This is a genomic window from Vibrio sp. 10N.261.46.E11, from assembly GCF_041472735.1.
Taxonomy (GTDB): domain Bacteria; phylum Pseudomonadota; class Gammaproteobacteria; order Enterobacterales; family Vibrionaceae; genus Vibrio.
Window position 1 is genome coordinate 45,665 of sequence record NZ_JBFRQW010000039.1, and the last position, 25,160, is coordinate 70,824.

The window sequence follows — 25,160 nt, forward strand, 5'->3', positions numbered from 1 at the left end:
GTTATTCTACAATCAAAAATTCTAACACAGTTATCGAGCGTTTTAACCAGCTAGGGTGACCAGTTATTTACTATGATTGGTATAAAAAGTTGATGACACCAATATACGGACTTGAAGATGAACAGGGGATTAACTTACGTTATTTACTCTGGTGATAAATAGAAGGGAGTTTTGAAGAGAAACGACAGGTACAAAAAAGGCCTCCTAAATGGAAGCCTTCCAATATTTATCTAGTAACCGATTATCTAGCCAATACAGGCAGACTCAGTTACTTCATCACTATGCGATTAAGCAGCTAGGCGATTAAGCGATTAAGCGACTAAGCTAGTTGAGCCTTAAGGTGCTCGATAACCGTATCCATAGCGATTGCTTCTTTATCACCAGTACGACGGTTTTTGTATTCGAAGTTGCCTTCATCCATGCTGCGATCGCCGATAACGATAGTGTGAGGAATACCCACTAGCTCGATATCTTTAAACATAACCCCTGGGCGCTCTTTACGGTCATCGAATAGTACTTCGATACCCATAGCTGTTAATTCAGCGTATAGCTTCTCAGCGGCTTCTTTAACGCGCTCAGATTTGTGCATGTTCATTGGTACGATAGCAACTTGGAACGGCGCTAGTGCGTCTGGCCAAGTGATACCGAATTTATCATGGTTTTGCTCGATAGCAGATGCAACAACACGTGAAACACCGATACCGTAACAACCCATTTCTAGGATTACGCTCTTACCATCAGGACCAAGCACGTTACAGTTCATTGCTTTAGAGTAAGTATTACCCAGTTGGAAGATGTGACCAACTTCGATACCGCGCTTAAGCTGGATAGTACCTTGACCACATGGGCTAAGGTCGCCTTCAACAACGTTACGTAGGTCTTCAACTTGAGCAAGCTCAACGTCACGACCCCAGTTAATACCGAAGTAGTGCTTACCATCTACGTTTGCGCCAGCGCCGAAGTCACTCATTACAGCAACAGAGCGGTCAACGATGAATGGCAGTTCTAAGCCAACAGGGCCAAGTGAACCAGGACCTGCACCAACAAGTGCACGGATTTCTTCTTCAGAAGCCATCTCTAGCGGAGCAGCAACCTGTGGAAGGTTCTCTGCTTTCACTTCGTTAAGCTCGTGGTCGCCACGGATGATTAGCGCGATGATATCAGCGTCTACTTCATCAGAAGCTTTAACGAATAGAGTCTTAATTGTCTTCTCGATTGCTAGACCGTGTTGCTCTACAAGTTCTGCGATTGTTTTTGCGTTTGGCGTATCAACCAGTTCCATCTCTTGAGTTGGCGCTGCCGCTTCAGTCGTTGGAGCAAGTGCTTCTGCTTTCTCGATGTTCGCTGCGTAATCAGATTCTGAAGAGAATGCGATTAGGTCTTCGCCGCTTTCAGCAAGAACGTGGAACTCTTGAGAGCCGCTGCCGCCGATTGCGCCAGAGTCCGCCAATACTGGACGGTACTCAAGGCCCATGCGGTCGAATGCTTTACAGTAAGCATCGTGCATCGCTTGGTAAGACTTTTCTAAGCCTTCTTTGTCGATATCGAAGCTGTACGCATCCATCATAGAGAATTCACGTGCACGCATTACGCCAAAACGAGGGCGGCGTTCATCACGGAATTTAGTCTGAATTTGGTACAGGTTTAGAGGTAGCTGTTTGTAAGAGCTGATCTCGTTACGTACTAGGCTCGTCACAACTTCTTCAGCTGTTGGGCTAAGAACGAACGGACGAGAGTGACGGTCTGTAAAACGAAGTAGCTCAGGGCCCATCTTTTCAGAACGGCCAGTCTCTTCCCAAAGCTCAAATGGTTGAACTACGGGCATCAAGATTTCAACGGCACCTGCATTATCGATCTCTTGGCGAACGATATTTTCGACTTTACGCAGTACACGTAGACCAGTAGGTAGCCAAGTATATAAACCTGAAGCTAGCTTACGGATCATACCTGCACGTAGCATCAGCTGGTGGCTGATAACTTCTGCGTCGTTTGGAGTCTCTTTCAGAGTAGAAAGAAGGTAGTTACTGGTACGCATTCTATGGTATCCGTTTCATCATTGATAAAAGAAAACTTGCTGCGGTTAATGACAACAGCAAATCTGATATAGCCGCATATAATATCAGCCTATTTGGGATCTCAAAAGCGTTCAATGTCGGTAACATTGATGAAAAGCGTTTCAACAACGAATTTCACGTTAAGATCGAACAAATTTACCGCATATTCTTTACTGTCTGGCTTACCTTTCTTATAGGCGGGGCGTGGATCTTGGCCTAGCACTTCTTTGATCACCTGAATGATATGGCGCGCCTGAGGGTGACCAGACAGCTTACTTTGGGCTTGTTGCGAGAAGTTCACTTCTAACACTTCAGGTTCATCGGCGGCAAACCCTCCTAGTGCATCGGGAATCGAATCAGAGTAGGGGATATAAGGTTTGATGTCGATGATCGGCGTGCCGTCAACGAGATCAACACTGCCCAAGTCCAACCAAGTTTGTCCCTTTTCTTGAGATACACCTTTGAGTTCAACCGCAGACATGCCAATTCCATTCGGCCTAAAAGTGGCACGAGACGCGAATACACCAATACGTTCATTCCCGCCAAGGCGAGGTGGCCTCACGGTTGGTTTCCATCCTGCTTCAAGGTTTTTATCGAACAAAAACAACAACCACACATGGCTAAATTGTTCAATCTCACGAACAGACTCAAGGCAGTTCGCTGCTTCAACTAGCCTGACTCTTGAGGTAGAAGTGGGTACTAACCTAGGCTGTCTTGGCACAGCGAACTTCTCTTTATAAGGAGACTCAATAAAGCCAACAGGTTCAATGGAGTACATGAGCGGACGTTCTCTAATTACGATCTATGGCGGAAAAATATCATAAAATCGCTTGTTTTTCTTTTGATAATAATTATCATTTGGGATGTTATAACGTATCAATTTAATTATTTAGGGAAATACAATGAAACCGAATATCCACCCTGACTACCGCACAGTGGTGTTCCACGACACCAGTGTTGATGAGTACTTCTTGATTGGCTCAACGTTGAAAACAGAACGTACTATCGAATGGGAAGATGGCAATACTTACCCTTATTTCACGATTGAAGTGTCTGCAAAGTCGCACCCTTTCTATACGGGTAAACAGCGAGTGCTACATAAAGAGGGACGTGTTGCTAACTTTACTCGTCGCTTTGGTCAATTAGGTAAGGGAGCGAAATAGAATGAAAGTTGTAAAATCACTTAAAAGTGCGAAAAGCCGTCATCCAGATTGCCAAATAGTAAAGCGCAGAGGCCGTCACTATGTCATCTGTAAATCCAACCCGAGATTCAAAGCGGTTCAAAAATAGTCAGTCAAATTGATGTGACACGAGTGTAAAAACGAGGGGAAAGTCAAACTTCATTCATTTGTCTGTTTTTCTTTTCCTTCGAGAGGGGTTTTGCAGGAGAGCAGGTGCTCACTTAGCGTACGGTGTTTCTTATTTATCACTTTATCAATAACTTACAGGTTTTGGTATAAACCGAATGAATGTATCTATACCAATTATAAACCTAACTTTTATCTCATAGTTGGAGTTATTTGCTAAATTTTTGTTTTTATTAGGTTAAAGGAATGGTTTGTTACACATTTTGTAACATTTACGATTTCTAATTGACCCTTTTGTCGAGTAATCTGCGCGGGCAATTTAAACATCTTTGTCACAATTGCACAGGAATCACTACAAGGAGGGAACTGATGAGTTCATCAGCTTCAATAAAAAACAATTCGCCTAAAAAACCTATTTTTACTCGCTTTTTAGATGGCGTTGAATATTTGGGGAACCTATTACCCCACCCAATCACTCTTTTCGCAATCTTCTGCTTAGCAATTCTCGTTACTTCAGGTATTGCTGGTTACTTCGAAGTGTCTGTTATGGACCCTCGACCAGAAGGTGCTAAAGGTCGTGCTGCTGACGGCATGATCCACGTTGTAAGTCTGCTTAATGCAGAAGGTCTACAACTTATTGTGACTAACTTAGTTAAGAACTTTGTTGGTTTTGCTCCACTAGGTACTGTACTTGTTGCTATGCTTGGTGTGGCGATTGCTGAACACTCAGGTCTACTATCTGCTGCAATGCGCGGCATGGTAATGGGTGCTTCTAAGCGCATGGTTACAGTAACGGTTGTGTTTGCAGGTATTATCTCTAACACAGCATCAGAGCTTGGCTATGTGGTACTTATTCCACTAGCAGCAATGCTTTTCCATTCTTTAGGTCGTCATCCTCTTGCTGGTCTTGCTGCGGCATTCGCTGGTGTGTCAGGTGGTTACTCTGCAAACTTACTTATCGGTACTGTTGACCCACTGCTTTCTGGTATTACAGAGACAGCGGCACAGATGATAGACCCGTCTTACACGGTTGGTCCTGAGTCAAACTGGTACTTCATGTTTGTTTCTACTTTCTTCATCGCGATTACTGGTGCATTTGTAACGGAGAAGATTGTTGAACCTAAACTGGGTAAATACAACGACGAAGAAGCATCAGAAGATCTATCTAACGACTCGATGGGTAAACTAACGGCTGTTGAGAAGAAAGGTCTTAAGCTTGCTGGTATCGCAGTTCTTGCTGTAAGTGCCCTTCTTGCATGGACAATTGTTCCTGAAGACGGTGTTCTACGTTCAGCATCTGGTACAGTTTCAGGCTCTCCATTCCTGAAAAGTATCGTAGCGTTTATCTTCGTATTCTTCGCAATTCCGGGTTTTGTTTACGGTAAAGTTACTGGTTCAATGAAGAACGACCGTGATGTGATTAATGCGATGGCTACGTCTATGTCTTCAATGGGCATGTACATTGTTCTTGTATTCTTCGCTGCACAGTTCGTTGCTTTCTTTAAGTGGACTAACTTTGGTCAAGTAATCGCTGTTGGCGGTGCTAGCTTCCTACAAGATATCGGTCTAACAGGTCCAATGTTGTTCTTTGCATTCATCCTAATGTGTGGCTTCATTAACCTAATGATTGGTTCTGCATCAGCACAGTGGGCTGTTACTGCACCTATCTTCGTACCTATGCTAATGCTAGTTGGCTACGCTCCTGAAACGATTCAAGCGGCTTACCGTATCGGTGATTCAACAACGAATATCATCACACCAATGATGAGCTACTTCGGTCTTATCCTTGCCGTAGCGACTCGTTACATGAAGAACCTAGGTATTGGTACTCTGATCGCAACGATGCTTCCATACTCAATCTGCTTTATGGTTGGTTGGAGCGTATTGTTCTACCTATGGGTATTTGTATTTGGTCTTCCAGTAGGCCCTGGTGCTGCAACGTACTACACGCCGTAGTAACGTTAGTAATATTGATATTGTTTTATTTGAAAGCCTGCCTCGTGCAGGTTTTTTTTGGTCGAGGTTATGTTGTAGTCATCACTTACTGCGAGTTGGGTAGCTTAAAAGGAATGAGATAGTTATTCGAAGAGCCATCAATACCCCGTTAAAGTAACAAGAACGGAGTATGTCGGCACTCATATCAACAGGTTCGCGGTCATGGTGATGAGCGAATATCAATGTTTCGTGTGTTGACCTTGTGTGACTAAATTTCGTTCGATATAAAAGCGCTTTAATCGTGGGTGAGGGGGAAGTGGCCTAGTCATTCTAGACAAATCACCCTCAACACGCCCTAATGATTAACGCTTTGCTAGCAGGCGATCTAGGTGGTTGGCAAACTCGCGACGGTCGGTTTGAGAAAGGGTACTTGGTCCGCCCGTTTGGATGCCACTTGAGCGCATGGTTTCCATAAAGTCACGAATGTTGAGACGCGCTTTAATGGTCTCTTTGGTGTAAAGCTCACCGCGAGAGCTCAGCGCCAATGCGCCTTTGGTGATCACTTCGTCTGCCAGAGGGATGTCTGAGGTAATGACAAGGTCGCCTTTTTCCGTTCGCTTTACTATTTCGTTGTCGGCGATATCGAAGCCGCTTGGTACTTGAATCGAATGGATGTTCACTCGTTTTGGTACAGGAACAACGTGGTTTGCGATGAAGGTGCATTCAACACCTGTTCGCTCAGCTGCGCGTACGATGGTTTCTCGAATAACCTTGGGACAAGCGTCCGCATCAACCCATATCTTCATAGTGCTCTATTTCTCTGTTAGCCTATTTATGTAATAACTTAGCTTCAAGCGTAGTTACGCGAGCAGTCAGTTCAAGAATTTGTTTTTCCAGTTGGCTAACACGATCTAGTGCTGGCTCGTCTGGTGTCGCGACTTCAACTTTAGGAACGCGATTCGCACTTTTCCAACTCTTGATTGTAGTGATTAAAGCAGGCATTGGTACCGAAGTACTCATGCGAGCTTTCACTAACGCAACAGTCGGTTCTTTGCCTTGTGCTTGCAGTCCTTCAAGCACCGATTTCAACTCTTCAGAAACATCTTTTGTTAGCATGTTGACCTCCATTTTTTGCCTTTGGTCATTTTACTCGCTCTGGTGGATGATAGCGAATCATAAAACATCCCATAGCGTGTGAGAGATCTCTTACAAAGGCTGTGAGATAACACGAATAGTTGTCTAGAGAGATTGATATGCATATGGTTAAATTGTTGAATTTTAATTGTTTTATATAATTAACAACTCGGCTGAATTCAAAGTGTGATGCAAATCTATTGTCCGAAATCCTAAATCGCGTAAATTAAACCTTGTCGGAAGGATTCTGACACGGAACAGGAAAGCACCAAGGATTTGGTTATCTTCAGGATGAAGATTTGGTTACTTAGGATTGAGTGATCAAGCATGGAGCGTAAGGACATTGTAGGGATACAGTCAGTTAACAGGAAGTTAGCTGCAACGGAATGACAATGGACACCTTTAGGATTAAAGGGTTGGATTAGCATCAGGACGATGTAAAGGACACCGCTCACGGAACAAGTGATGTGCGCTAACTAGGATTGTTAGCTTTCAGGATGATTGGACACCGCTAGGACGGCGAAGTAAAGGAAAGAGCTGAAGGATTACAGCCACTATTATGGATGATGCATGGAGCATTAATTAGTAGCCGGACTGCTGCGAGTAAGACCCTAGCCCTGACACTTCGGTGTCGGGGCTTTTCTTTTCCTGAGGCTTTTCTCTATCTAGGAGACTCTTTTAAATCTAGAGCGTCTTTAACTAAGAGCTTCTTCATTTAAGAGCGCAACATCGGCTTTTCTGCTAATGGTCAACACAAGGAGTGTTTTATGACGATAGCAACCTCAAGAACGCTGTTGGTACCTTATACTGAACAGCTACAACTCGACTTTATCAAGTTAAATTGCTGCCCCATTAATCGTGCCGAAATGAATGGGCCTCACTCTGTCGCCTCTGCGAAGCACCTTTTTCAAGAAATACTGAACGACAACGTCGGTTTTTGTCGTGCCATTATCCATAACCAGACCCGTGAATATCTTGGGCATGTCTTTGTTTCATCGGAAAAGGGTAAGCATGAACTTGGCTTTATTTTGGATAAAGAATACTGGAATCAAGGTTTTGCTAGTGAGGTACTGAAACCTTTCTTTAGTTTGGTGCGCTTTGAAGAGCGTTTAACGAATGTTGTTGCGACTGTGAATGTTGGACACAACCCATCCATTAAGCTATTAGAAAAATTAGGTTTTGCATTTAAAGAGACCAAACAAGATCAGTTTGGCCCTTACCATGAATATCGTTATACCGAGTATTGCGACGTTACATTCTATGAGGCTGTAGCTCAAACCGCATAGAGCGGAAACCGACCATGGTCAGTTTTCCTTGGTACAGGTCATCACCTAACGCCGAAAATTCAAAATGGTACACAGTATGCCAGCGCCAAATGGTCGTGAGTTCATGGCGCATCTTAAGTTTATGACCGTTGAAGGCGACACTTAATAATTGCAGGTCGAGCTCTTTACACTTTCTCGCAATGGCAGCTTTCGCAAGCTCTGATTGCCTGCGCTGCTGCCAAAACAGAAAGCAAAAGAAGCACAGAAACAAAATAGCCAATAAGTTATCTATCATTTAATCCATACTTCCTTTTTTATCTCTTCATTCCAATTGTGATAGTTGCGCATTTTGATGGACTACAGAGTGAGTCTCTTTGTGAACTTATTTAGCTTTAGTCGCTTGCTGCAGTTCGACCAGTGCGTTTGCAAGTTCTGGTGATGGATTTGAGTTCAGTAGCGGTAAAAATACCATTCTCAGAGTTGGAATCATCACTAAATCTGCAAATAACTGATTGAACAAGTTTTGGTTACCTGTTTGTGCCAGGCGCAGCAAGAATTGCTCAGCAATCGCAGGATCTTGCAGTGCGTGCCAGCTTCGACCAGCCAAACCAATTAACACTTCTTGGTGACTTAAGCGTGGGCTCGCCAGAACTTGGTTAATTACGGCATTCGTTGTGCTTGGTTCTGCACCAGAAAGGGCACGAACCAACGCAGACAGCAAGAACAGATCCGGCTCTTGGCTATTAATCTCATTTTCGGCCATCTCTTGTAAGCGTTGAGCCAGCTTGTCATTGATTTGCGTGTGCTCAAGCGCCCCTAGTGTTGCGTATAGAGGTTCTGATGGTAGTTTGTTCAATGCTTTACGAATCGCGACACCGTTTTGTTGGCTGCCTAGGCGAGCACACATATCTGTGATGCCTTGTAAGCCAACCGTTTTCCAGTTATCCCAGCCAAGCTCACCAGTGAAGTAATGCTGAGCGTGCTCGTAATATTGGCTCGTTGCAAGGTCTAAACCTGCTCTTACTTGGCTATGGAACACGGCCATCTTGTCTTCTGAAGGCTTGAACGTGTATGGGTTGTTAGACAGCTTTTGTTGTTGCTCTTCGCTGATCTCACCGTTTAGACGTGTGCCCATTGCTTCGATAACAAATTTAAGGAAGTTGCCGACATCACCTTGATGTAATAGACCTCTTTCGTCCAGTTTGAATTTTAGAAACCAGATCCAAGGTTGCTTGTGTTCGTTCCAGTAGCTAATCGCTAAGTGAGCTTGTTTCTGAAGTGGAAATGGGTATGGCTGTTTCCCCTGCTCAACATCAGAGAATAGGGTGTTGTCGATTTTCTGGATACGACGACCTAGGTCGTAGATGTCGTATTGGCAACCGCTATTCTTGAGTAACTGAGTGAGCGTGTGAATCGTTTCCATAGTAATAAAGCTCCTAACTTTCTTTCCTAAATAGATGGTACTCTATTCCCCAATTTCAAGGTCACTAGATAAATAACTTGGTGAAAAATGACAGCTGCCACAAAGTTACCTCCTTTACTTCAACAATTAGAACAACAAATGCGCCAATGTTCGCTGTGGAGTGATGTTCCACCTTCGGACGAAGCTCTGGCCAGTGTTGAACCTTTCGCGATTGATTCGTTACAACCGGAAGAGTGGTTGCAGTGGATCTTTATCGTTAAGATCAACGCAATGATGGATGCGAAAATGCTCCTACCGAAGGGCTTTGCTATCCATCCTTATTTTGGTGAAGTTTGGAAAAATGAGGCAGACAAGGCTGAACTGCTAGTGACGATTCAGAGCATTGATGAGGTATGCGCGTAATGTTAGAGATCATTTATCAAGATGAGTATTTTGTCGCGGTGAATAAGCCTGCGGGTATGCTAGTGCATCGCTCATGGTTGGATAAACACGAGACTCAGTTTGTGATGCAGATTCTGCGCGACCAAATTGGTCAGCACGTATTTCCTCTGCATCGCTTAGACCGTCCAACGTCTGGCGTATTGGTGTTCGCACTGTCGAGTGAGGTTGCCTCAGAGGTGATGCCGATGTTCGCCAACCACGAGATGCAAAAAACCTATCATGCGATTGTGCGTGGGTGGATAGAAGAGGGCGATACGCTCGATTATGCGCTTAAGGTTGAATTGGATAAGATCGCCGACAAGTTCGCGAAAGAAGATAAAGAACCACAAGAAGCCGTCACTGTTTACGAGCCGTTAGCGAAAGTCGAAGTGCCGTATTCAACAGGCCGTTTTCCTACCAGTCGTTATTGCTTAGTTGAGATGATGCCAAAGACAGGACGTAAACATCAGCTGCGTCGTCACATGGCTCATCTAAGACACCCAATCGTGGGCGATACTTCACATGGTGATGGTAAGCATAACCGACTGTTCCGTGATGATTTAGACTCACACCGTCTGTTGCTGCATGCTTCTGAATTGCGCTTCATTCATCCTTTCACTAAAGAAGAATTGGTGATGAAGGCGAACTTAGATGAAACGTGGTTAAGGTTGTTTGAAACTTTTGAGTGGGACGCCAACTTAATCGATGCTCAAACTTGCTTGTCGAAGTAAGTCACGCGTATTTAAGCAATCGCGAGTCTAAGTGAAAAGAAAAATATAATAAAAACAAAGGGCTGATAGTGATATCAGCCCTTTTTGTATCTGTGCGACCTTAACGGCATAACTAATGTAGGTTAGTTAATCGTTAATCGCTAACAGTTAATCGCGGGATCATTTAAGTTTTTCTAGATCGGCTTCGATCTCTGCGATCTTGCTTGAGACCACTTTTTCTAGATGGCGTAAGTCAGTAAGGATCTTCTGCTTCACATCCACCTCAGCCGTTGGCGTCGGTTTGGTGATCTTGTTGAGTTCATCAATCACAAGAGTGAGATTGCGGTTAATCTCAGTCACTTCTTTGTATTGATTATTGCCGCCGCTAACAAGCACACTTTTTACTTGTCGTGGGTACTTAAACTTAACGCTTTTCGCGAACAGTTCACCTTTCTGCTTACGAAAGTAAATCTTCAGGATATCTTTGTGCGCTTCTTGGCGAAGGGAGTAACGTTCAATCTGTTTAGGTTCGTGGATACCTAAGCCAGTGAGGTTTGGATACATAAGCGACCTCTAGGTTATGAATGTAATTGACTTGATCAATGTAGCAGCCTAACGACGAGCTAGATAGTTGATATCTGTGAATTGATTGTAAGTTGTGGGCAAGATCGCTCTCTATCTTTGCCCACACTTATTTGGCTATTAAAGCAGCTCCTAGAGCTAAACTTGTTTCCTAGTCACAACTTACTTCTAGCTCTAAATTAGCTTTCTAGGGTGCGAGTTCTGAAACGTGCTCGGTTAATCTTTCTCTTAAGGCTTGTTCTTGTTCTTCAGACAACCTTCCTCCCGCGTCACTGGTCAGAATAAACAAATCTTCTGCACGTTCGCCGATGGTGGTAATTTTAGCGCCGTGCAAATTGATGTCTAATTCTGCAAAGGTTGCACCGACTTGAGCCAACAACCCCGGTGTATCAAGAGCTCTTAACTCCATCAAGGTGCGCTTCTTGCTTTTAGTGGGTAGGAACTCAACCCGAGTTTTTACCTTGAAATGCTGCAAGTTTCGAGGCGTGCGACGTGTCCTAATCTTAGTTGGACGGCCATCAGCCAGAACATGAGTTAGATGTTTGGCAACGGCTTTGTGTCTTGCTTCATCTATCGCTTCACCATGCTGATCAAGTACGATAAAGGTATCCAAAACGTGACCATCTTTGCTGACCATGACCTGTGCGTCGTGAACGTTAAAGTTACGTCTGTCGAGCTCGGCAACAACGGTTGCGAAAAGTGCCGCTTGGTCTTTACAGTATACGAATACCTCTGTACCACCTCGTGTTGCTTTTTTGCTGATAAGTACTAAAGGTTGGCTCGGATCTTCTAAGCGAAGTAGGTGCTCACAGTGCCAAGCAATTTGAGTGTGTGTATGACGCAAAAAATAGTCAGCTTTAAAACGCTGCCACAACACTTCAATTTCACGAGCGGAGAAACCTTCTTTACGCAGCAGTGCAGATGCCATTTGTTGATTGTGACGAATACGGTCTCTGACATCGACGGGGTTTTCCAAGCCGCGACGCAGTGCTCGCTGCGTAGAATGGAATAGCTCTGCGAGTAGGGTACGTTTCCAGCTGTTCCATAGCTCAGGGTTGGTTGCACAGATATCAGCGACAGTTAAGCAAACCAGCAGCTCAAGTGACTCTTCATCGCGAACTTTTTTGGCGAATTCGGTAATCACATCCGGATCGTAGATATCACGGCGCTGAGCGGTCACTGACATTAACAGGTGGTTTTGTACTAGCCACGCAACTTGTTTGGCTTCAGGTTTCGATAGCCCATGTTCAATACAGAAAGAGTAAGCTTCAACGGCGCCGATTTCCGAGTGGTCTCCACCACGGCCTTTTCCGATGTCGTGGAAGATTGCGGCGAGGATCAGGAGTTCTTTTTTCTGAACTCGAGGGTACACTTCACAACAAATTGGGTGTTTGTCGTGGTTCTCTACTTGGCTAAAGCGGTTGATGTGCTTGAGCAGGCGAATGCTGTGTTCATCCACGGTGTAAACGTGGAACAGATCAAACTGCATTTGGCCGACAATTTGGCTCCATTGTGGTAAGTACGCCGATAGCACGCCCAGTTTATGCATCAAGCTAAACGCTTTGTGCAGTGCGTTGGGGTGGCGAACTAAATCCATGAACTTGTCACGAGCTTCAGGAATGGTATGCAGGAAGCGGTTCAATCGGCGACGCGCCGTTCGCAGTTGTCGTAATGTTGGTGGGCTTACCCCTTCGATCGTCGAGTCATTCGCGATATGGATAAACATATCGAGAATCGTTTCTGGTCTCGCTTGGAATAGAGCAGGCTTACGCGCTTCGATCAGTGAACCACGGCGCTGGAAATCATTGTCGAGAATCTCGGCTTCTTGTGTTTGACCACCGTTAATGATTGCTTGGTCAAACAGCTTAAGCAGCATCTTGTTGAGCTCAGCTACACGACGAAGTGTTCGGTAGAACTCCTTCATCATCATCTCGACACCACGATTGCCTTCACCGGTATAACCCAAATGTTCAGCGACTTGAGCTTGATGAGCAAACGTAAGGCGGTTGTCATAACGGCGCAGTTCTATGTGCAGTGCAAAACGAACTCGCCATAAGAAATCTTGGCACTCCACGAGTTCACGATATTCAGCATCGGTAAGAAATCCGTATTTGCTCATCTCTAGTAGAGACGTGGCACCAAAATGTCTACGTGCTACCCAACTTAGGGTGTGGATGTCTCTGAGCCCACCCGGAGTTGATTTGATATCCGGTTCTAGATTGTAAGTCGTGTCGTGATAACGAGCGTGACGCTCTCTCTGTTCTTGAATTTTCGCCTTGTAGAAGGTCTCACTTGGCCAAAATGAATCGGAGTGAATCTTAAGCTTTAGCTCTTGAAAGGTATCTTCGCTTCCGCATAGTAAACGTGACTCTTGCAAGTTGGTCGCAACGGTTAAATCATCGATGCCGATCTCAAGACACTCGGCAATGGTACGGACTGCGTGGCCGACTTCTAACTTCAAATCCCACAGTAGGGTGATGAATTGACTGACTTTCTCACCTAGTGCTGGTGGCAGAGTTTTTTGCGAGACGATGAGAATATCAATGTCGGATAAAGGGTGTAGTTCACCACGGCCATAGCCGCCTACTGCGACCAGTGCGATATGTGGCAGTTTGCTAAATCCGAAATGTTCCCATAAACGATTGAGAAGCAAATCCATGTATTCGGAGCGCAGCAGAACCAAATCGGTAACTGGATGATGATTTAGAAATTCGCTCTTTTGATATTGCGTGAAGATTTCGAGCTGATTTTTTAATTCGCAGATTTCAAGTTGTTCGTCATTGAACGTAATAGGGCATTGATAAGGCATAGTCTGCTATCCGTGCAAGCAAATGAGAATAGTAAACAATTTAACAGAAGCTGATGCAAAATCGAAATTGAGCGGATAAAAAAATATCCTCGGCAATGCGAGGATATTTTCAAAAGTCTGAGGTGTTCAGTTTGTTGAACTAAGCGTTCTTCATAATACGTGGAATCGTATCATCGCTGCGTAGTGTTAGTACTTCACAACCTGTATCTGTCACTACCAGTGTGTGTTCCCACTGAGCCGAGTTCTTGCTGTCAGCTGTGTACACTGTCCAGCTATCTTCGTCATCTAGACGGCAACCAAATTTACCAGCATTGATCATTGGCTCGATTGTGAAACACATGCCTGCTTTTAGCACTGTGCGATCGCTGTTTTTGTAGTGAACGACTTGTGGATCTTCGTGGAACTCAGAACCAATGCCGTGACCACAGTAATCTTTTACAATAGAGAACTTAGCGCGTGGGTTATTCTTGTTGTTTGTCTTGATGTACTTCTCGATAGCAGTACCAACTTGGCCAAGTTGAACGCCTGGTTTAACCTGACGCATGCCTTCGTAAAGTGCTTCTTGAGCAACCATGCATAGACGTTTGTTTGCTGGTGAAACTTCACCCACAAGGAACATTTTAGATGTGTCACCATGGTAACCCTGCGGACGAGTGCTTAGGTCTGCATTTTCGTCATCAGGAACAATCACAGTGATGTCAACGTTTAGAATATCGCCATCTTTCAATACTGCAGGTTTGAATTGACCTGTGCTACCCATCTCATCTTGTGATGCTGGAATACCGTGACACACGATGTGGTTGATAGACGTACAAATAGACTTAGGGAAACCATGGTAATCAAGTGGTGCTGAGTATGCGCCTCTCTCTAGAGCGTACTCGTGACAGATTTGGTTAAGCTCTTCTGTCGTTGTACCCACTTGGATGTGAGGTTCAATCATCTCTAAAATTTCAGAAGCCAGCTTGCCGGCGACGCGCATTTTTTCAATTTCTTCAGCAGTTTTAATTTTTACAGCCATTGCATATCTCTTAATTTGGTAGCACCTAAGTGTGCATATTGGGGCTATTCTATCAGTGCAGCATTTTAGCGCAACATTCCCATATCCATACAATGCTGGTGGATACTACTTAACTTAAGCCGATATTGCGCTGTAAGACGATGCTGAACCGATTTGATTAGGCCGCGAGTTATCGGTGAAATCCGCTAATAGGCTACAGTATAGCAGTCGCCATTTTTGGATTTTTTTCTAGCCATAGATAGACAAAATATGGTATAAAGCGCGCCGGACATCAGGACTGTTTTCTCCAATTGGCGAAACAAGCTTCGTGTCCACTAACTTATTTCTTTAAATCACACACATTCCGACACATGTTCCGGGGTGCCTCAACAACACAGATAACGGCTGAAAAGTGGTTAGTTGTTAGGGGTCGGATTCATGGGGGATGTGGAGGCCTAACCCCATAGAGGATTTTAAAATGGCAACTGTATCAATGCGCGATATGCTTAAAGCTGGTGTTCACTTCGGTCACCAAACTCGTTACTGGAACCCAAAAATGAAGCCATTCATCTTTGGTGCTCGTAACAAAGTACATATCATCAACCTAGAAAAAACTGTACCAATGTTCAACGACGCTCTAGCTGAAATTGCTAAAGTTGGCGAGAAGAAAGGTAAAGTTCTTTTTGTTGGTACTAAGCGCGCTGCATCTGAAGCTGTTAAAGAAGCTGCTATCAACAGCAACCAGTTCTACGTTAACAACCGCTGGTTAGGCGGTATGCTAACGAACTACAAAACTGTTCGTCAGTCTATCAAGCGTCTGAAAGAACTTGAAGCGCAAGCTCAAGACGGTACTTTCGACAAGCTTACTAAGAAAGAAGCTCTAATGCGTACTCGCGAAATGGAGAAGCTAGAGAAATCTCTTGGTGGTATCAAGAACATGGGCGGCCTTCCAGACGCTCTATTCGTTATCGATGCTGATCACGAACACATCGCAGTTAAAGAAGCAAACAACCTAGGTATCCCAGTTTACGCTGTAGTTGATACTAACTCTAACCCAGACGGCGTTGACTTCGTTATCCCAGGTAACGATGATGCAATCCGTGCAGTACAGCTTTACCTAAACGCTGCTGCAGACGCGGTTAAAGAAGGTCGTAACAAAGATGTTGCTGCTGTAGCTGCTGAAAAAGATGGTTTTGTAGAAGCTGAATAATAGCGGCTCTGAATCACGCTTGGCTTAGCTAATTTGGATTTTGAAATCTTTATTAAATGTAAGCTAAGTTATAGTTAGATCAGGGGCCTCATTTTGGCCCCTGATTTTTACCTTATTTTCGAATCAACCGAGGAATAGAGAATGGCAACTGTAACTGCTGCTCTAGTTAAAGAACTTCGCGAGCGCACTGGCGCTGGCATGATGGAATGTAAGAAAGCGCTTGTAGAAGCAAACGCTGACATCGAACTAGCAATTGAAAACATGCGTAAATCTGGCGCAGCGAAAGCAGCTAAGAAAGCTGGTAACGTTGCTGCTGAAGGCGCAATCATCATCAAAGAAGAGAACGGCGTAGCTGCTCTTCTTGAAGTTAACTGTCAAACTGACTTCGTAGCAAAAGATGCTAACTTCACTGCATTCGCAGAAGAAGTTGCAGCTGCAGCAGTAGCTTCTCAAGCAACTGTTGAAGAGCTACAAGCACAGTTCGAAGAAACTCGCGTTGCTCTAGTTGCAAAAATCGGCGAAAACATCAACATCCGTCGCGTACAATACGTTTCAGGTGTAGCACTAGCTTCTTACCGTCACGGCGAGAAAATCGGTGTTGTTGTTGCTGGTGAAGGCGAAGCAGAAACTCTTAAGCACGTTGCAATGCACGTTGCTGCATCACGTCCTGAGTTCCTAAACCCAGAAGACGTACCTGCAGACGTAGTTGCTAAAGAGAAAGCAGTTCAAGTTGAAATCGCTATGAACGAAGGCAAACCAGCTGAAATCGCAGAGAAAATGGTTGTTGGCCGTATGAAGAAATTCACGGGCGAAATCTCTCTAACTGGTCAAGCTTTCATCATGGAGCCTAAGCAAACTGTTGGCGCTATCCTTAAAGAGAAAGGCGCTTCAGTATCTAACTTCGTACGTCTAGAAGTTGGTGAAGGCATCGAGAAAGCTGCTGAAATGAGCTTCGCTGACGAAGTTGCAGCGGTACAAAAAGGTTAATCCTTAGCGTATTGTTTGAAAAGAGACCGTGGCCATTGCTGCGGTCTTTTTATGAATAGTGAATTATTTTTTGCTCGCAACGTTAGCTGTTATGAATACGAACTGACATATTCAGTTTTTATCCATGACTGTTAATCATCAACTCTTTGGAAGGTAAACTCCATGACTACGAACCCTAAACCGGCGTATCAACGTATTCTGTTAAAACTTAGCGGTGAAGCACTACAAGGCGAAGAAGGTTTTGGTATTGACCCGACGATCCTTGATCGTATGGCTCAAGAAGTAAAAGAATTGGTTGAACTAGGTGTTCAAGTAGGTGTTGTTATCGGTGGCGGTAACCTTTTCCGTGGTGCAGGTCTTGCTGAAGCAGGTATGAACCGCGTTGTTGGTGACCACATGGGTATGCTTGCAACGGTAATGAACGGCCTAGCAATGCGTGACGCTCTACACCGTGCTTACGTAAACGCACGTGTAATGTCAGCAATCCCTCTTAAAGGTGTGTGTGACGACTACAACTGGGCAGATGCAATCAGCCAACTGCGTCAAGGTCGTGTTGTGATCTTCTCTGCGGGTACTGGTAACCCATTCTTCACTACGGATTCAGCGGCATGTCTACGTGGTATCGAAATCGAAGCTGACGTAGTTCTAAAAGCGACAAAAGTAGATGGTGTATTTACTTCTGACCCTGTAGCAAACCCAGACGCAGAGCTGTATGATACGTTGTCTTACAACACGGTTCTTGATAAAGAACTGAAAGTAATGGACTTGGCTGCATTTACGCTAGCACGTGATCACAAAATGCCAATCCGCGTATTTAACATGAATAAACCAGGCGCACTACGTCGCGTGGTTATGGGTGAAACTGAAGGTACATTAATCAGCGACGCTGACTAATTTTTCGGGCTTACTGAGGTTTGTGCTTCGGTAAGCTTATCCTTATCACTCCAAATAAAAAGCTTTCTTGAAGAAAGAACATAATCAAGGTGAAATTGTGATTAACGAAATCAAAAAAGACGCTCAAGAGCGCATGGTAAAAAGTGTTGATGCACTAAAAAACAGCCTACAAAAGATTCGTACAGGTCGAGCGCACCCAAGCCTACTTTCTGGTATTACTGTTGAGTACTACGGTGCTCCAACGCCGTTAGCTCAAGTAGCTAACGTTATCGCTGAAGACGCACGTACACTAGCTATCACTGTGTTTGATAAAACACTGACTCCTCTAGTAGAAAAAGCAATCCTAACATCGGATCTAGGCCTAAACCCTATGTCTGCTGGCACGGTTATCCGTGTTCCACTTCCTCCGCTAACGGAAGAGCGTCGTAAAGACCTAGTTAAAATCGTTCGTGGCGAAGCTGAAGGTGGCCGTGTTGCTATCCGTAACATTCGTCGTGACGCGAATGGCGATCTAAAAGCGCTTCTTAAAGACAAAGAAATTTCAGAAGACGAAGATCGTAAAGCACAAGACGAAATTCAAAAGCTAACTGACGCTGCGGTTAAGAACGTAGATGAAGTTCTAGCAGTTAAAGAAAAAGAGTTGATGGAAGTTTAATTTTCCCTATTCTTTTCTTTCAGGAAAAACGCTGTACTCACGGTGCAGCGTTTTTTTATGCTATTCTGTTCGACTATTAGAATTTGATTCACTCTTTTATGCATAATTCTCAAGCGTTCACAGACTCTCTTCCTAAACACATTGCTATCATTATGGATGGTAATGGTCGCTGGGCAAAAGCTCAGGGTAAGCCTCGCGTCTTTGGTCATAAAAATGGCGTTCAAGCCGTTCGAAAAACCATATCTTCAGCAGCCAGACTTGGCATTAAAGCCGTAACTCTTTTTGCTTTTAGTAGTGAAAATTGGCGTCGTCCTGAAGAAGAAGTGGGTATCCTGATGGAACTGTTTATTTCAGTGCTGTCGAGTGAAGTAAAAAAGCTTCATAAAAATAATCTACAACTTCGTGTTATTGGTGATAAAAGTCGTTTTAATGCGCGACTACAAAAAAAAATAGAAGAAGCGGAAGCTTTGACTAGCACTAATACCGGTATGGTTATTAATATTGCAGCTAACTACGGCGGAAAATGGGATATCCAGCAAGCGATGACCTCGATTGCTCAACAGGTTAAGTCTGGCGATATTAATGTAGAAGACATTGATGAAGCTATGATTACACAGCACCTGACTATGGCCGATATTCCAGAAGTCGATCTACTTATTCGTACCAGTGGTGAATGTCGCATTAGCAACTTTATGCTTTGGCAATTGGCTTACGCTGAAATGTATTTCACTGAACAATTCTGGCCAGACTTTAATGAAGACAGCTTAGTAGAAGCTGTGACTTGGTTTGTAAACCGTGAGCGTCGTTTTGGATGCACTGGTGAGCAGATTAAAGCTCTGATGGACAGTTAATAAGGATTTTTTGGTTTGAAACAACGAATTATTACGGCGTTGATTTTGGCTCCCCTAGTTATTCTAGGTATTTTCGAGTTATCACTTCCCACATTTATACTTTCATTAGCGGTAATTACGCTATTGGGCTTTTGGGAGTGGACTCAGTTTGTTGAAAGCAAATCGCGTTATTTAGCGTTGATTCCAACGGTTGTGGTTAGCGCTGCCAGCTTTGCTTTTATCCCTTTTGATGCATTTAGCCTTAATAATCTTTCTTGTGCTCACTACACCATTCTTAGTATTGGTTCGATTTGGTGGGTGATAGCGAGTGGTATGGCGGTGACTTATCCTAAGTCTATGCCAGCATGGAAAGATTCTTCTATTCTTAGACACGGCTTTGGATTACTTACTCTGCTGCCATTCTTTTGGAGTGTGGTGATTCTGCGTGCTAACGGTATCGATGCGGATCCTTACCATGGTGCAAAGCTAGTGATGTTTGTTTGCTTGCTCGTGTGGGCTGCAGATAGCGGCGCATACTTCTCAGGTAAGAGTTTTGGTAAACGTAAGATGGCGCCAGCGGTAAGCCCAAATAAGACGATTGAAGGTCTTATTGGCGGTATTATTACTGCGGTGATCGTGGCTTGGATCTTTGCTGATTTGTTTGATATCCAGTTTACCAGTCCTCTTCACATGATTGTTATCACCCTCGTGACGGTTGTTATCTCTGTTCTTGGTGATCTTGTTGAAAGCATGTTTAAGCGTGTTTCCGGGGTCAAGGATAGCAGTAATCTGATTCCTGGTCATGGTGGTATACTTGATAGAATAGATAGCTTAACGGCTGCATTCCCTGTCTTTGCTCTGCTTTATTTAGCATTCTAATAAAAAAGGGCAGTGATTCTGCCCTTTATTACATTTCTACGGTCATATGCGATGCGAAATCTAACTATCCTTGGTGCTACAGGCTCTATTGGTGCAAGTACACTGAAAGTGGTCGAGAAAAACCCGACGCTCTATTCAGTTGTCGCACTAGCAGCAGGTTCGAATGTCGACAAGATGTTGGCGTTAGTTGAAAAGTGGAACCCTAGCTATGTAGCTATGGCGTGCCCTGACGCTGCATCTCAGTTGACTGACAGGTTGTCTGCTGATTACCCAAACATCAAAGTTCTTTCTGGTTCAGAAGGTATGTGTCAGGTCGCTTCTCTAGATGAAGTGGACACGGTAATGGCTGCGATTGTGGGGGCGGCAGGTTTGCTTCCTACTATGTCGGCAGTTAAAGCTGGCAAACGTATCTTACTGGCTAATAAAGAAGCCTTAGTGATGTCCGGACAACTGTTCATCGATGCAGTAGAAAAATATGGCGCTGAGCTACTTCCTGTAGATAGTGAACACAATGCTATCTTTCAATGCCTACCTCAGAATGTACAAACCAATCTAGGTCGTTGTGATTTAGAAGAGAACGGTATCAACCATATTCTCTTGACGGGTTCTGGCGGTCCTTTCCGCTATACCGATGTCGCAGAGCTTGAATCCGTTACTCCTGCGCGTGCTATTGCACACCCTAACTGGTCAATGGGCCCTAAGATCTCTGTCGATTCAGCAACTATGATGAATAAAGGCTTAGAGTACATTGAGGCTAAGTGGCTATTTAATGCCTCTCAAGAGCAACTCAAAGTCATTATCCATCCTCAGTCTGTGATTCATTCTATGGTTCAGTACAAAGATGGCTCGGTATTGGCTCAAATGGGTGAGCCTGATATGGCGACGCCAATCGCTTTGACCATGTCTTACCCTGATCGTACTGAAGCGGGTGTGAAGCCGTTGGACTTTACTAAAGTGGGCGAGCTTACCTTCTTAGAACCAGATTTTAGTCGTTACCCGTGTTTGAGATTAGCCATTGAGGCGTGCTATTTGGGTCAGCATGCCACAACAGCGATTAATGCGGCAAACGAAATTGCAGTCGATGCTTTCTTGAACAATCAAGTGAAGTTTACCGATATTGCTATCATTAACGAGCATGTTATGAACAAAGTATGTGAACAACATAACTCTGAGGGCTTAGATAGCTTGGAAAGCCTTCTTGAGCTCGATAATATGTCTCGTCAAATAGCCAATCAATTTATTAAAGAGCAGCTGGCATGAGTGGAATTCTGTGGAACTTCGCATCCTTTATTGTAGCGCTTGGTATTCTGGTCGCTGTTCATGAATTTGGACACTTCTGGGTTGCTCGTCGCTGCGGTGTGAAAGTAGAAAAATTCTCGATTGGTTTTGGTAAATCGATCTGGAGTAAAGTTGGCCGCGATGGAACGGAATACAGCTTGTCAGTCATTCCATTGGGTGGCTACGTTAAGATGCTTGATGGTCGTGTTGATGATCTTTCTGAAGACGAACAGCAATACGCTTTTGATAAGAAACCGTTGTGGAAACGAACGGCGATTGTGGGAGCAGGTCCAGCATTCAATTTTATCTTTGCCGTGTTCGCATATTGGCTGGTTTTTTTGATTGGTGTTCCAGCGGTTAAGCCTGTGATTGGAGAGGTAACACCTCAGTCTATCGTGGCACAAGCCGGAATTGAAAGTGGAATGGAACTTAAATCTATTTCAGGAATCAAAACCGCAGATTGGGAATCAGTAAACTTGGGCTTGATATCACATATTGGTGATGAGTCCATGACAGTAACGGTTTCTTCTCAAGACAATATCGGCTTTGAACAACAGATAACATTGGATATTTCTGACTGGTCTTTCAACCCTGAAACTGAGTCAGCAATGACAACGCTTGGTTTTAGACCTTATTCACCAGAGATATCGACAGTGCTCGCTCAAGTTATTGATGACGGCGCTGCGTATTCTGCAGGACTAGAGGCTGGCGACAAAATCGTTGAGATTAATGGTCAGCCTATTGAGCAGTGGAACTCGGTTGTTGAATTAATTCGTTCACACCCAATGATGTCCTTGAACCTTGTCGTATTACGAAATGGTGTTGAGCAGTCACTGGTTATGACGCCCAACAGTCGTGAATTTTCTGATGGTTCTACAATCGGCTATGCGGGTATTGCTCCTGAAGTCGCAGAATGGCCAGAAGATTATCGCTTTGAGTTACAATTTGGTGTAATTGAGTCTGTAGGAAAAGCATTTGATAAAACAGGTCAAATCATAGGTTTGACGCTGACAATGCTTAAGAAGCTCATCGTTGGTGATGTTGGCTTAAATAACTTGAGTGGCCCAATTTCAATTGCTAAAGGCGCAGGGGCAACCGCCGATTACGGTTTGGTTTACTTCTTAGGTTTTTTAGCTCTGATTAGTGTTAACTTGGGTATTATTAATTTAGTTCCGCTGCCTATGCTTGATGGCGGACATTTGCTCTTTTTCGCTATTGAGGCCGTTACTCGTAAACCTGTACCTGAAAAAGTTCAAGAAATGGGATACAGAGTGGGAGGCGCAATCCTCTTCTCTTTGATGGCTCTGGCAATATTTAATGATTTTACTCGTCTGTGAATGGTTTATCACAGGCATTGGTAGTAGCAAGGAATAATTAGAATAAGTATGGCGATTAAGCAAATTCTGTTCGCAAGTCTATTGGCCACTAGTGTGGCTGCGAACGGAGCACAAAACTTTGTAGTTCAAGATATCAAGATCGAAGGTTTACAGCGTGTTGCACTTGGTGCAGCTCTACTGAAAATGCCAGTACGTATTGGCGATGAAGTGGACGACGGCGATGTATCTGAGATCATTCGTGCACTGTATGCTTCAGGCAACTTTGAGGACGTTAAAGTCCTTCGCGATGATGATGTTTTAGTTGTTCAAGTCAAAGAACGACCGACCATCGCAAGCATCTCATTCTCAGGTAACAAGGCGATCAAAGAAGAACAACTTCAGCAGAACCTAGATGCTTCTGGTGTTCGCGAAGGTGAAGCCCTTGATCGTACTACGCTGAGTAACATTGAAAAGGGCCTTGAAGACTTTTACTACAGTGTTGGTAAGTACAACGCGACAGTAAAAGCCGTAGTGACACCTCTGCCTCGTAACCGTTCTGACCTTAAGTTTGTGTTTACTGAAGGTGTGTCCGCTAAGATTCAGCAAATTAACTTTATCGGTAACGAAGTTTTCTCTGACGCTGATCTACTTAGTCGTTTCAACTTGAACGTAGACGTTGCGTGGTGGAACTTCCTTGCGGATGAAAAATACCAGAAGCAAGTGTTAGCAGGTGACATCGAAGCGTTGAAATCATACTACCTTGACCGTGGTTACCTTAAGTTTCAGGTAGATTCGACTCAGGTTGCGATCTCTCCTGATAAGAAAGGTGTTTACATCACCCTAGGCCTAGACGAAGGCGAAGCTTATACCGTTAAAGATGTCTCTTTCCGTGGTGAACTTATCGGCCGCGAGGCTGACTTCGAAGCGTTAGTGCCATTCGAAGATGGTGATATATATAACGGCTCTTCCGTAACGTCTTTAGAAGAGAGCGTGAAACGAATTCTAGGCGAATCTGGCTATGCGTACCCGCAAGTTCGTACGATTCCTGAATTTGACGATGAGACCAAAGAAGTGTCGTTGGTTATCAATGTAGAAGCGGGCAGCCGTATCTACGTTCGTGATATTCGATTCACGGGTAACAACTCAACGAAAGATGAAGTACTGCGTCGTGAAATGCGTCAAATGGAAGGCAGCTGGCTGAACTCCAAGTCGATTGATACAGGTAAGAGCCGTCTTAACCGTTTAGGCTTTTTTGAAACGGTCGATGTGCAAACGGTACGTGTTCCTGGCAGTGAAGACCAAGTGGATCTGGTTTACAACGTTAAGGAAGCGAACTCGGGTAGCGTCAACTTCGGTGTTGGCTACGGTACTGAATCGGGTGTCAGCTTCCAGGTTGGTTTACAGCAAGATAACTTTGCCGGTTCTGGTAACCGTGTTGGCGTAAGCGCCATGATGAACGATTACCAAAAGAATGTGAGCTTAGATTACCGAGACCCATACTGGAACCTTGATGGCGTGAGTATGGGCGGAAAAATCTTCTACAATGAATTTGAAGCCTCTGAAGCGGGTATTGTCGATTATACCAACCAAAGTTATGGTACGAGCTTAACATGGGGTTTCCCTATGGATGAGCTGAACCGTCTCGAGTTTGGTTTTGGTTATACGCACAACAAGATCGGGAACGTTCCTACCTATATCCAAGTTGAACAGTTTGCGAGAAGTATTGACCAATACGGTGATGAGCATATCTTAACCGATGACTTCGATATCAATATCTCTTGGACGCGCAACAACCTTAACCGTGGCTTCTTCCCTACTGAAGGTAACCACCAACGTGCTTTCGCGAAAATGACAGTACCCGGTTCGGATGCTAAATACTTCAAAGCGCAATACGATGTAAAACATTACATTCCGTTGACTAAAAAGCATGAGTTCACACTATTGATGCGTGGTCGATTAGGCTATGGTAACGGTTATGGTCAAACGGATGGTAATGATAACTTGTTCCCATTCTACGAAAACTACTACGCGGGTGGTTTTACAACACTACGTGGTTTTGGTTCTAACTCAGCGGGTCCAAAAGCTGTTTACGGAAATAGCACGGGCAACAACCCAACGTACAATTCTGCAACCGATGATTCGGTTGGTGGTAATGCGGTTGCTTTGGCTAGCGTTGAGTTAATCGTACCTACACCGTTTGCTTCTGATGAAGCGCGCAGTCAGATTCGAACTAGCGTGTTCTTCGATATGGCAAGTGTATGGGATACCGAATTCGTAGACCGTGGCGCACCGAATAGCGGTCAACAGTACTACTACGATTACTCTGACCCAACAAATTACCGTTCATCTTATGGTGCCGCTCTTCAGTGGATGTCACCGATGGGACCATTGGTTTTCTCTCTAGCGAAACCAATCAAAATCTACGAAGGCGATGACGAAGAATTCTTCACATTCACCATTGGTAGAACTTTCTAA

24 protein-coding genes are annotated in these 25,160 nt (G+C 44.3%); 15 read left to right on the forward strand and 9 right to left on the reverse strand.

Going from position 1 to position 25,160, the window contains the following annotated elements; genetic code table 11:
* Positions 1-319: 319 nt before the first annotated feature.
* Complete coding sequence (locus AB4407_RS12670; RefSeq protein ID WP_372120798.1) at positions 320-2,035, reverse strand: proline--tRNA ligase; 1,716 nt, start codon at positions 2,033-2,035, stop codon at positions 320-322.
* A gap of 101 nt (positions 2,036-2,136) precedes the next feature.
* On the reverse strand, positions 2,137-2,832 hold the full coding sequence (tsaA, locus tag AB4407_RS12675) for a tRNA (N6-threonylcarbamoyladenosine(37)-N6)-methyltransferase TrmO (protein ID WP_372120799.1): 696 nt from the start codon (positions 2,830-2,832) through the stop codon (positions 2,137-2,139).
* Positions 2,833-2,956: 124 nt separating this feature from the next.
* Here tsaA and AB4407_RS12680 point away from each other — a divergent pair, with 124 nt between their 5' ends.
* From AB4407_RS12680 to AB4407_RS12690, 3 genes are all read left to right on the forward strand, one after another.
* Positions 2,957-3,217, forward strand: a complete 261-nt coding sequence (locus AB4407_RS12680) for a type B 50S ribosomal protein L31 (protein ID WP_004734366.1) — start codon at positions 2,957-2,959, stop codon at positions 3,215-3,217.
* A 1-nt stretch (position 3,218) separates the two neighbouring features.
* Positions 3,219-3,344 carry a type B 50S ribosomal protein L36 gene (ykgO, locus tag AB4407_RS12685; RefSeq protein WP_010436457.1) on the forward strand — a complete coding sequence of 42 codons (126 nt, stop codon included), beginning with the start codon at positions 3,219-3,221 and terminating at the stop codon, positions 3,342-3,344.
* 386 nt (positions 3,345-3,730) lie between these two features.
* A complete protein-coding gene (locus tag AB4407_RS12690; RefSeq protein WP_372120800.1) occupies positions 3,731-5,317 on the forward strand; it encodes an AbgT family transporter in 1,587 nt (528 codons plus the stop codon).
* 341 nt (positions 5,318-5,658) lie between these two features.
* Here the strand turns inward: AB4407_RS12690 and AB4407_RS12695 are convergent, their stop codons facing one another.
* A complete protein-coding gene (locus AB4407_RS12695) occupies positions 5,659-6,102 on the reverse strand; it encodes a YaiI/YqxD family protein (protein WP_017630780.1) in 444 nt (147 codons plus the stop codon).
* A 22-nt stretch (positions 6,103-6,124) separates the two neighbouring features.
* Entirely contained in the window at positions 6,125-6,412 is a 288-nt protein-coding gene (locus AB4407_RS12700; RefSeq protein ID WP_372120801.1) for a hypothetical protein, read from the reverse strand.
* A 785-nt stretch (positions 6,413-7,197) separates the two neighbouring features.
* Here AB4407_RS12700 and AB4407_RS12705 point away from each other — a divergent pair.
* Positions 7,198-7,716 carry a GNAT family N-acetyltransferase gene (locus AB4407_RS12705; protein WP_372120802.1) on the forward strand — a complete coding sequence of 173 codons (519 nt, stop codon included), beginning with the start codon at positions 7,198-7,200 and terminating at the stop codon, positions 7,714-7,716.
* On the opposite strand, the gene AB4407_RS12710 is transcribed toward AB4407_RS12705, so the two are convergent.
* Entirely contained in the window at positions 7,682-7,990 is a 309-nt protein-coding gene (locus AB4407_RS12710) for a DUF3301 domain-containing protein (RefSeq protein ID WP_102467008.1), read from the reverse strand. The genes AB4407_RS12705 and AB4407_RS12710 overlap by 35 nt on opposite strands.
* Before the next feature lie 87 nt (positions 7,991-8,077).
* A complete protein-coding gene (locus AB4407_RS12715; RefSeq protein ID WP_372120803.1) occupies positions 8,078-9,118 on the reverse strand; it encodes a DUF3549 family protein in 1,041 nt (346 codons plus the stop codon).
* 87 nt (positions 9,119-9,205) lie between these two features.
* Between AB4407_RS12715 and AB4407_RS12720 the strand changes: the two genes are divergently transcribed.
* Positions 9,206-9,520, forward strand: a complete 315-nt coding sequence (locus AB4407_RS12720) for a YqcC family protein (RefSeq protein WP_048661214.1) — start codon at positions 9,206-9,208, stop codon at positions 9,518-9,520.
* A complete protein-coding gene (gene truC / locus AB4407_RS12725) occupies positions 9,520-10,269 on the forward strand; it encodes a tRNA pseudouridine(65) synthase TruC (RefSeq protein ID WP_372120804.1) in 750 nt (249 codons plus the stop codon). Before AB4407_RS12720 ends, truC begins: the two co-directional genes overlap by 1 nt.
* 159 nt (positions 10,270-10,428) lie before the next feature.
* Here truC and AB4407_RS12730 read toward each other — a convergent pair whose 3' ends face one another.
* The 3 genes from AB4407_RS12730 to map all read right to left on the reverse strand — a co-directional run bounded on the left by AB4407_RS12730 (position 10,429) and on the right by map (position 14,657).
* Entirely contained in the window at positions 10,429-10,812 is a 384-nt protein-coding gene (locus AB4407_RS12730) for a DUF3461 family protein (protein ID WP_004734354.1), read from the reverse strand.
* Positions 10,813-11,017: 205 nt separating this feature from the next.
* Positions 11,018-13,639, reverse strand: coding sequence for a bifunctional uridylyltransferase/uridylyl-removing protein GlnD (gene glnD / locus AB4407_RS12735; RefSeq protein WP_372120805.1), 2,622 nt, complete (start codon positions 13,637-13,639; stop codon positions 11,018-11,020).
* A gap of 139 nt (positions 13,640-13,778) precedes the next feature.
* A complete protein-coding gene (map, locus tag AB4407_RS12740; RefSeq protein WP_372120806.1) occupies positions 13,779-14,657 on the reverse strand; it encodes a type I methionyl aminopeptidase in 879 nt (292 codons plus the stop codon).
* A 457-nt stretch (positions 14,658-15,114) separates the two neighbouring features.
* Between map and rpsB the strand changes: the two genes are divergently transcribed.
* The 9 genes from rpsB (at position 15,115) to bamA (ending at position 25,160) form a co-directional block, all read left to right on the forward strand.
* Positions 15,115-15,846 carry a 30S ribosomal protein S2 gene (gene rpsB / locus AB4407_RS12745; RefSeq protein WP_009847420.1) on the forward strand — a complete coding sequence of 244 codons (732 nt, stop codon included), beginning with the start codon at positions 15,115-15,117 and terminating at the stop codon, positions 15,844-15,846.
* 141 nt (positions 15,847-15,987) lie between these two features.
* Positions 15,988-16,833 (forward strand): translation elongation factor Ts, encoded by an 846-nt coding sequence (gene tsf, locus AB4407_RS12750; RefSeq protein WP_017630772.1) that lies wholly within the window; start codon positions 15,988-15,990, stop codon positions 16,831-16,833.
* Positions 16,834-16,995: 162 nt separating this feature from the next.
* Positions 16,996-17,727: a UMP kinase gene (gene pyrH / locus AB4407_RS12755; RefSeq protein WP_017630771.1), complete on the forward strand. Its 732-nt coding sequence runs from the start codon at positions 16,996-16,998 to the stop codon at positions 17,725-17,727.
* 97 nt (positions 17,728-17,824) lie between these two features.
* Positions 17,825-18,382, forward strand: coding sequence for a ribosome recycling factor (gene frr, locus AB4407_RS12760; RefSeq protein ID WP_372120807.1), 558 nt, complete (start codon positions 17,825-17,827; stop codon positions 18,380-18,382).
* A gap of 98 nt (positions 18,383-18,480) precedes the next feature.
* On the forward strand, positions 18,481-19,233 hold the full coding sequence (locus AB4407_RS12765) for an isoprenyl transferase (RefSeq protein WP_076656873.1): 753 nt from the start codon (positions 18,481-18,483) through the stop codon (positions 19,231-19,233).
* A gap of 15 nt (positions 19,234-19,248) precedes the next feature.
* Entirely contained in the window at positions 19,249-20,091 is an 843-nt protein-coding gene (locus AB4407_RS12770) for a phosphatidate cytidylyltransferase (protein WP_372120808.1), read from the forward strand.
* A gap of 51 nt (positions 20,092-20,142) precedes the next feature.
* Positions 20,143-21,351 carry a 1-deoxy-D-xylulose-5-phosphate reductoisomerase gene (gene ispC, locus AB4407_RS12775; RefSeq protein ID WP_372120809.1) on the forward strand — a complete coding sequence of 403 codons (1,209 nt, stop codon included), beginning with the start codon at positions 20,143-20,145 and terminating at the stop codon, positions 21,349-21,351.
* The gene (gene rseP / locus AB4407_RS12780) at positions 21,348-22,706 is read left to right on the forward strand and encodes a sigma E protease regulator RseP (RefSeq protein ID WP_372120810.1); all 1,359 of its coding nucleotides are present in this window, start codon (positions 21,348-21,350) and stop codon (positions 22,704-22,706) included. Before ispC ends, rseP begins: the two co-directional genes overlap by 4 nt.
* 48 nt (positions 22,707-22,754) lie before the next feature.
* A complete protein-coding gene (gene bamA, locus AB4407_RS12785; protein ID WP_372120811.1) occupies positions 22,755-25,160 on the forward strand; it encodes an outer membrane protein assembly factor BamA in 2,406 nt (801 codons plus the stop codon).